Origin of the sequence: Aestuariivirga sp., from assembly GCF_037139295.1 — a bacterium.
GTDB lineage: Bacteria > Pseudomonadota > Alphaproteobacteria > Rhizobiales > Aestuariivirgaceae > Aestuariivirga.
This window is the reverse complement of record NZ_JBAXGR010000119.1, coordinates 1-8,272: the sequence shown is the minus strand read 5'-3', so window position 1 is coordinate 8,272 and position 8,272 is coordinate 1. Positions and strand designations below refer to the sequence as shown.

General features: G+C 60.9%; 8 protein-coding genes and 1 pseudogene. All 9 read left to right on the top strand.

Translation table 11 applies throughout. From position 1 onward, the window contains the following. Positions 1–135 precede the first annotated feature (135 nt). The 9 genes and pseudogenes from WCJ41_RS18545 (at position 136) to WCJ41_RS18505 (ending at position 7,981) form a co-directional block, all read left to right on the top strand. Positions 136–1,002, top strand: coding sequence for a xanthine dehydrogenase family protein subunit M (locus WCJ41_RS18545; protein ID WP_336907322.1), 867 nt, complete (start codon positions 136–138; stop codon positions 1,000–1,002). An 11-nt stretch (positions 1,003–1,013) separates the two neighbouring features. After that, positions 1,014–1,514, top strand: a complete 501-nt coding sequence (locus WCJ41_RS18540; RefSeq protein ID WP_336907321.1) for a (2Fe-2S)-binding protein — start codon at positions 1,014–1,016, stop codon at positions 1,512–1,514. Then, positions 1,511–3,940, top strand: a complete 2,430-nt coding sequence (locus tag WCJ41_RS18535) for an aerobic carbon-monoxide dehydrogenase large subunit (RefSeq protein WP_336907320.1) — start codon at positions 1,511–1,513, stop codon at positions 3,938–3,940. The genes WCJ41_RS18540 and WCJ41_RS18535 overlap by 4 nt, the downstream gene beginning before the upstream one ends. 43 nt (positions 3,941–3,983) lie before the next feature. Next, complete coding sequence (locus WCJ41_RS18530; RefSeq protein ID WP_336907323.1) at positions 3,984–4,832, top strand: MoxR family ATPase; 849 nt, start codon at positions 3,984–3,986, stop codon at positions 4,830–4,832. A gap of 1 nt (position 4,833) precedes the next feature. After that, positions 4,834–6,021, top strand: a complete 1,188-nt coding sequence (locus WCJ41_RS18525; RefSeq protein ID WP_336907319.1) for a VWA domain-containing protein — start codon at positions 4,834–4,836, stop codon at positions 6,019–6,021. A 2-nt stretch (positions 6,022–6,023) separates the two neighbouring features. After that, entirely contained in the window at positions 6,024–6,842 is an 819-nt protein-coding gene (locus WCJ41_RS18520) for an XdhC family protein (protein ID WP_336907318.1), read from the top strand. A 14-nt stretch (positions 6,843–6,856) separates the two neighbouring features. Further along, positions 6,857–7,375 (top strand): carbon monoxide dehydrogenase subunit G, encoded by a 519-nt coding sequence (locus WCJ41_RS18515; RefSeq protein WP_336907317.1) that lies wholly within the window; start codon positions 6,857–6,859, stop codon positions 7,373–7,375. 32 nt (positions 7,376–7,407) lie between these two features. Next, positions 7,408–7,617 (top strand): annotated as a pseudogene (locus WCJ41_RS18510) (IS5/IS1182 family transposase); the annotation flags it as partial. A 175-nt stretch (positions 7,618–7,792) separates the two neighbouring features. After that, entirely contained in the window at positions 7,793–7,981 is a 189-nt protein-coding gene (locus WCJ41_RS18505) for a hypothetical protein (protein ID WP_336907316.1), read from the top strand. Positions 7,982–8,272 lie beyond the last annotated feature (291 nt).

Here is an 8,272-nt window from a genome sequence, read left to right as displayed (position 1 = left end):
CCCGTCGTTATTGGCTTCTTCGCGATTGATCATGAATTAAACCGGACACTACTGAGGCGACAACTAGCTTGACACGCGCCGGTCCGGCTGGTTGAAAGATCGTTGCTTCATCTGCAAGCTTTGGGAGGAGCTAGAATGATACCTGGCGCATTCGACTATCATCGACCCGCAACCATTGAAGATGCAGTGGCCCTGCTTGTGAAACTCGGCGAGGACGCCAACATCCTTGCGGGCGGTCACAGCCTGATACCCTTGATGAAGACCCGGCTGGCTTCGCCGGAGCATCTCGTCGACATTTCCGGTATCGGCAAACTCAAAGGCATCACGGTGAACGGCGATGAAATCATCATCGGCGCCATGACCACGCAGTTCGAGTTGATCACGTCGGGCGAGCTCGGCCGGCACATCCCAATCATCGCCGAGACCTCGCGACTGATCGCCGATCCGCAAATCCGCTACAAGGGAACATTCGGTGGCAATGTCGCCAATGGCGACCCCGGCAACGACATGCCGGCGCTGATGATGTGCCTCGGCGCGACCTATTCCGTCTCCGGCCCGGATGGCAGCCGCGATATCGCGGCGCGCGAATTCTACCAGGGCGCCTATTATACCGCACTGGGGCTCGGCGAGATCCTGACCGCGGTCCGCATCCCGATCCCCGCTCCCGGCCATGGCTTTGCCTATGAGAAGCTCAAGCGCAAGGTCGGCGACTATGCCACCGCGGCAGCCGCCGTCGTCATCACCATGGCTGGCGGCAAATGCACCAGCGCGTCCATCGGCCTGACCAATGTCTCGGAAACCCCGCTCTGGGCATCCGATTCCGCTGCCCTGCTGGTTGGCAGCAGCCTTGACGAGGCGACGGTCAGCGCCGCCGTGGCAGCAGCTGAAGCGATCACCAACCCGGCATCCGACATGCGCGGGCCTGCTGAATATCGCACGAAAATGGCAGGCATGATGGTGCGGCGCGCACTTGATCGGGCTCAGTCCCGCGCCAAAGGTTGAGGGGAATTCCAATGTCAAAATCGCATATCGAACTGACGATAAACGGCAATAAGGTCGAGGCGCTGGTTGAACCGCGCACATTGCTGGTTCACTTCCTGCGAGAACAACAGAATCTGACCGGAGCCCATATCGGGTGCGACACCGGCCATTGTGGCGCTTGCACAGTCGACATGGACGACATGTCGGTGAAAAGCTGCATGACATTCGCGGTGCAGGCAAACGGTGCCAACATCACGACCATCGAAGGTGTCGCCAATGCCGACGGTACGCTGAGCGTGCTGCAGGAAGGCTTCCGCATGATGCACGGCCTGCAATGCGGTTTCTGCACGCCCGGCATGATCCTGCGCGCACACCGTCTGCTGCAGGAAAACCCGGCGCCAACCGAGGACGAAATCCGCCATGGCATTTCGGGCAACCTTTGCCGCTGCACCGGCTATGTCAACATCGTCAAGTCCATCCAGTATGCCGTCGCGAAGATCAACGGGACCCCGTTCCAGGAGGCCGCAGAATGAACGACCAGACCAAGATTGACGCCGACCGCGCGGAGCGCACCGAAAAACTCCAGGGCATGGGCTGCAAGCGCAAACGGGTCGAAGACGTCCGCTTTACGCAAGGCAAAGGCAGCTATGTAGATGACCTGAAACTGCCCGGCATGCTGTTTGGCGATTTTGTTCGCTCGCCCCACGCCCATGCGCGGATCAAGAGCATAGACACCAGCCGTGCCAAGGCGCTGCCAGGCGTCATTGCCGTCCTTACCGCCGCCGATCTCAAGCCGCTGGGCCTGCATTATATGCCGACACTGGCTGGTGACGTGCAGGCGGTTCTGGCCGAGGAAAAGGTGCTTTTCCAGAACCAGGAAGTGGCCTTCGTCATTGCCAAGGACCGCTATATCGCCTCCGACGCCACCGAACTGGTCGACGTGGAGTACGAAGCGCTGCCCTGCATCGTCGATCCGTTCAAGTCGATGCTGCCGGACGCGCCGATCCTGCGCGAAGACATCCAGGACAAGATGACGGGCGCTCACGGGCCCCGCAAACACCCCAACCACATCTTCGAATGGATGATCGGCGACAAGGAGGCCACCGACGCGGTCTTCGCCAATGCCGATGTGACCATCAAGGAAATGCTGGTCGACCACCGCACCCATCCCTCGCCACTGGAAACCTGCCAATCTGTGGCTTCCTTCGACAAGGTCAAGGGTGAACTGACGCTGTGGGGCACATTCCAGGCGCCGCATGTCATACGCACCGTGGTCTCCCTGATCTCGGGACTTCCCGAGCACAAGATCCATGTCATCGCGCCGGATATCGGCGGCGGCTTCGGCAACAAGGTCGGCGCCTATGCCGGCTATGTCTGCTCGGTAGTCGGCTCCATCGTGCTGGGCGTGCCGGTCAAATGGGTCGAGGACCGGATGGAGAACCTCTCCACCACGTCGTTCGCCCGCGACTATCACATGACCACGGAACTTGCCGCCACCAAGGATGGCAAGATCCAGGCCATGCGCGTGCATGTTTTGGCCGACCATGGCGCCTTCGACGCCTGCGCCGATCCGTCGAAATGGCCCGCCGGCTTCATGAACATCTGCACCGGCTCCTATGACATCCCGACGGCGCATCTGGCCGTGGATGGCGTCTACACCAACAAGGCGTCGGGCGGTGTCGCCTATCGCTGTTCGTTCCGCGTCACCGAAGCCGTATTCGCCATCGAGCGGGCGGTGGAATTGCTGGCTCAAAAGCTGGGCATGGATGCGGCCGAGTTGCGCATCAAGAACTTCATCAAGGCGGAGCAGTTCCCCTACCAGTCGGCTCTCGGCTGGGAATATGACAGCGGCGACTATCACACCGCCATGAAGAAGGCGATGGATACCATCGGCTACAAGGAACTGCGCGAGGAGCAGGCGAAAAAGCGCGAGGCTTTCACCCGTGGTGAAACCCGCGAACTGATGGGAATCGGCATCTCGTTCTTCACCGAGATCGTTGGTGCCGGCCCGGCCAAGAATTGCGACATTCTCGGCATCGCCATGTTCGACTCGGCGGAAATCCGCATCCATCCCACCGGTTCGGTGATCGCCCGCATGGGCACCAAGAGCCAGGGACAGGGCCACGAAACAACTTACGCCCAGATCATTGCCACTGAAATCGGCATTCCGGCCGATGATATCATGATCGAGGAAGGCAACACCGACACTGCGCCCTATGGCCTAGGCACCTACGGGTCACGGTCGACGCCGGTGGCGGGTGCGGCAACCGCCGTGGCTGCCCGCAAGATCAAGGCAAAGGCGCAGATGATCGCCGCCCACATGCTGGAAGTGCATGAAGGCGATCTGGAATGGGATGTCGACCGTTTCCGGGTCAAAGGCCTTCCGGAGAAGTGCAAGACGATGAAGGAAATCGCCTGGGCTGCCTACAACAGCCCGCCGCCGAACATGGAGCCGGGTCTGGAGGCGGTTAATTATTATGAACCGCCGAACATGACCTATCCCTTTGGCGCCTATTTCTGCGTCATGGACATCGACGTCGATACCGGCGTTGCCAAGACACGGCGCTTCTACGCGCTCGATGACTGTGGCACGCGCATCAACCCGATGATCATCGAGGGCCAGGTTCACGGCGGACTTACCGAAGCCTTTGCCTGCGCCATGGGCCAGGAAATCCGCTACGACGAGCAGGGGAATGTCATGGGGGCGTCCTTCATGGACTTCTTCCTGCCTACCGCCGTTGAGACGCCGCACTGGGAAACCGACCACACCGTGACCCCCTCCCCGCACCATCCTATCGGTGCCAAGGGCGTGGGAGAAAGCCCGCATGTCGGCGGCGTGCCCTGCTTCTCCAATGCGGTCAACGATGCCTATGCATTTCTCGGCGCTGGGCACATCCAGATGCCCCATGACGCGTGGCGGCTGTGGAAGGTCGGCGAGAAACTGAACCTACACAAATAGGGTCAGGAAACCGCCGGTGAAAATTCCACAGGAAAAGGTTGCCATGCAATTGGCCGCGGTCGGGTACATCCCCGACCGCGATCTGGCCACGGCTCTATGGCTGATGGAAAGCCTCAAGCGCCCGCTGCTGCTGGAAGGCGAGGCCGGCGTTGGCAAGACGGAGGTGGCACGGGCCTTGGCACTTGCCCACGACACCAAGCTGATCCGCCTGCAATGCTACGAGGGGCTCGACCAGAGCGCGGCGCTGTATGAATGGAACTATCAGCGTCAGCTGCTGGCTATCAAGGCGCGCGAAGGCACCGACGCTTCCGCGGTCGAGGAGCATATCTTCAGCGAGGCCTATCTGCTGGAACGGCCACTGCTTGCCGCGATAAGGCAGGAGAAGCCGCCCGTTTTGCTTATAGACGAGGTGGACCGGGCCGACGAGGAATTCGAGGCGTTTCTGCTCGAACTGCTGTCGGACTTCCAGGTTTCGATTCCCGAACTGGGGACGATCACCGCGACCACCATCCCCCGGGTCATCCTGACATCGAACGGAACACGCGAGCTCAGCGACGCGCTGCGTCGTCGCTGCCTCTACCATTATGTCGACTATCCGGATGTCGACCGCGAAGCGCGGATCATCCTGTCGCGCCTGCCCAGTATCGACACTGATCTGGCATTGCAGATCGCCAATATGGTGAGCCTCATCCGCAAGGAGGAATTGCGTAAATCTCCTGGCGTCGCCGAGACGCTGGACTGGGCGGGGACGCTCGCCGGGCTGGAGATCCGCCACCTGCGCGACGAACCGGAAACGGTGCATGAGACGCTGATGTGCCTGATCAAGACCGCCGAGGACAAATCCCGCATGACTCGCGAAGTCAACGACCGCCTGCTCGGCAAGGTGGCCTGAGATGAGCCTGGCGCTTCCAACGGAAAATCAGCTCGGTGCAGGAGCTAGGACGAAGCTCAACGGTTTTGCCCATATCCTGCGCGACAACGGCTTTGTCGTTGGCCTAGCTGAAACCCGCGATGCGCTGACAATCCTGAGCAGCAGTGATGCGGTGCGCCCCTCGCGCCTGAGCGCCAGTTTGAAGACGCTGTTCTGCAGCCGCCAATCCGACTGGCAGAAATTCGACGAGATCTTCGACGCCTATTGGCTGCAGCGCGGCATGAAGTCGGCGACGCGCATCTCCGGCGCGCCGCAGAAGTCCCCGCAAGGTCTGCATACCGTATCGGCGGGCCAGCGCGGATTTGGCGAAAGCGATCACGCCGACCATGTCGAGCGCGGCGAAGGAAGCGAAGTCTCCGAGACCGGCCAGTCCAAGCGCGAAGGCGCGTCACGCACCGAGCTTCTGTCCCGGACCGATTTTCGCCACCTCACCCAACCCGAAGATCTGGCGGCAGCGCACGACCTTGCCGAGCGTCTTGCCAAGAGCATGCGCGCCCGCCTGACGCGCAGGATGCATGCGCGGCGCGCCGGCCAACGGCTGGATCTGCGCCGGACCATTCACAAGAGCATAGCCCATGGCGGCACGCCGATGGAGCTTGTCCACCGCAAGCGCAAGGACAAGCCGCTGCAACTGGTCGTGCTGCTGGATGCATCGGGCTCGATGAACCTCTACTCCGCTGTTTTCCTGCGTTTCATGTACGGCGTGCTCGACAGCTTTCGTGAAGCCGAGGCCTTCGTTTTTCACACCCGCCTGATCCATATCTCGCCGGCACTCAGAGAGCGCAATCCGCAACGCGCCATGGAGCGCATGACGTTGTTGGCGCAGGGCACCGGTGGCGGCACCCGCATCGGTGAAAGCCTCGCCACCTTCAATCGCTGGCACGCCAAGCGCTGCATCCATTCGCGCACCTGCGTGATGATCGTCTCGGACGGCTACGACACCGGTCCGGCAGAAAATCTGGGTATCGAGATGCAGGCGCTGCGCCGTCGCTGCCGCCGCATAGCCTGGCTCAACCCGATGATCGGCTGGCAGGGTTATCGGCCGGAGGCCGCCGGCATGAAGGCGGCGCTGCCCTATATCGATCTGTTTGCTCCGGCCCACAATCTCGACAGCCTCGAAGCCCTTGAACCCTATCTGGCGAGGATATGACCATGCCACGGCAGTCCGACATTCTCGATCTGATCGGTGACTATAAATTGAAGGGCGAGCCCTTCGCGCTGGCAACCGTCGTGCGCACGATATCGGTCACGGCGGCAAAGGCCGGTGCCAAGGCGGTGATCCTGGCCGACGGCACCATCACAGAAGGCTGGATCGGTGGCGGCTGCGCCCGCGGCGCAGTGCTGAATGCTGCGCGGGAAGCGCTTGCCGACGGCCAGTCACGGCTTGTCAGCATCCAGCCTGACGATCAATTGTCCGCGCATCAGGTCAAGGTCGGCGAACTGCGCGACGGTATTGTCTACGCCAAGAACATGTGCCCGAGCCAGGGAACGATGGATGTGTTTGTCGAACCGGTCCTGCCCCGTCCGCACCTGACGATCTGCGGCGGGTCACCCGTCGCCATTGCGCTCGCCGACCTCGCCCGGCGAATGGGTTTTTTCATCACCATCTGCGCGCCTGCGGCCGATCACGCAGGCTTTGGCGAAACCGACCGCCTGATCGACGGCTACGCAATTCCAGCCGATGGCAGCGAACGCGATTATGTAGTGATCGCCACACAGGGCCGCGGCGACAACCTTGCGCTGAAAGCCGCCGTGCAGGCGCCCTGCAAATATCTCGCCTTTGTCGGCTCACGCAAAAAGGCCGCTGCCCTGAAAGGCCAATTGGCTCAATCCGGTGTATCATCGGCGCAGACCGATCGCATCCATGCCCCGGCGGGGCTTAACATAGGCGCCATAACGCCCGACGAAATCGCGTTCTCGATTGTCGCCGAAATGATCGAAATCCGCCGTCGCGGCCAACGCACACTCTGACAAGGACACACCAGATGGAAATGAACGGATCACAGCGCATCGAAGCGTCCCGCGAGCAGGTTTACGCAGCGTTGAATGACGTCGACGTCCTGCGTCGATGCATTCCCGGTTGCGATTCGATCGAAAAGACGTCCGATACCGAGATGAACGCCAAGGTGACGTTACGCGTCGGCCCGGTGAAGGCGAGTTTTACCGGCAAGGTGACGCTGTCGGATCTCGATCCGCCGAACGGATACACGATCAGCGGAGAAGGCTCGGGTGGCATGGCCGGCTTTGCCAAGGGCGGGGCAAAAGTCGACCTGGTGTCCGATGGCGACGCGACATTGCTCAACTATACCGTCTCCGCCGATATCGGCGGCAAGATCGCTCAGCTCGGCAGCCGTCTGATCGATGGAACGGCGAAGAAACTGGCGGGCGACTTCTTTGCGAAATTCAGCGAGATCGTCGGTCCGAAACCGGTCACAAAAGACACGCCCGCCGAAGAGGTTGCGGTCAAGAATGGCTGGGTCGGTCGCTTGCGCCGTTCGCTGTGAACCGGCGCCCCAAATTGTGCTGACAAACTCTGACCGGGGCAATGCGGCCGGAGGACACCAAGCGGGTGATTGTCGACACCACGGTGCAGTCCAAGAACATCATGTTCCCAACCGACGCCAAGCTGCTCAACCGGGCCCGCGAACGGCTGGTGACACTGGCGAGGAAGGCCGGCCTTGATCTCCGCCAGTCATATACGCGGGTCGGCAAGTTCGCACTGATCCGGCACCAGCGCTATGCCCATCCCCAGCGAGACATGGCGGAACTGCTGCTCGAAACTTAGAGCCCCGACCTCCCGATCCGTCGGTACCCGCTACTCTAAGTGTTTTCTATTATTGCCGAACCGCTGCAAACACGTACACGTAGAAACTCAGATAGGTTCGATCTTTGATGACAGGGGCGGCGCTGAGCCGGAAACCATGAACCTTTTGAAGCGCAGCCTTATCCTGTCGTGCGGCGCGTCCGCGTCGGCCCTTGTTCTGGCGATCAATGCCGGGGCGACAGATTTTACGATCACGCCTTCGCCACCTGCACCGATCACCACAGACACCCAGATCCTCGACACCACAGGTAATCTCGGCACTCCGGCACCTACTCGGATACCGTGATTGTGACGATCACTTACTAGCTCGGATGCAAGCCGCGAGTCGGTGGTCACAGGCTGCGTGTTATGATCGTTTTCCCACAGGGTCGCCTGTCACGCCAGCGATGCTCAATGGCCAGGGATGTTTGCGCACCGTACAGGATTCGAACCCTGCGCTGTGAAAAGTCAAAATGGGTCTTAAGGTGCGTTCGCATCCCGGCGTGGGATTCGCACCCTGCGAATTTCCATGCCCAGCAAAAACAATGGTTTAGGACCGGAGAGAGTTAGCTGCCAGCACCTTTCCCTCCGCCATTTA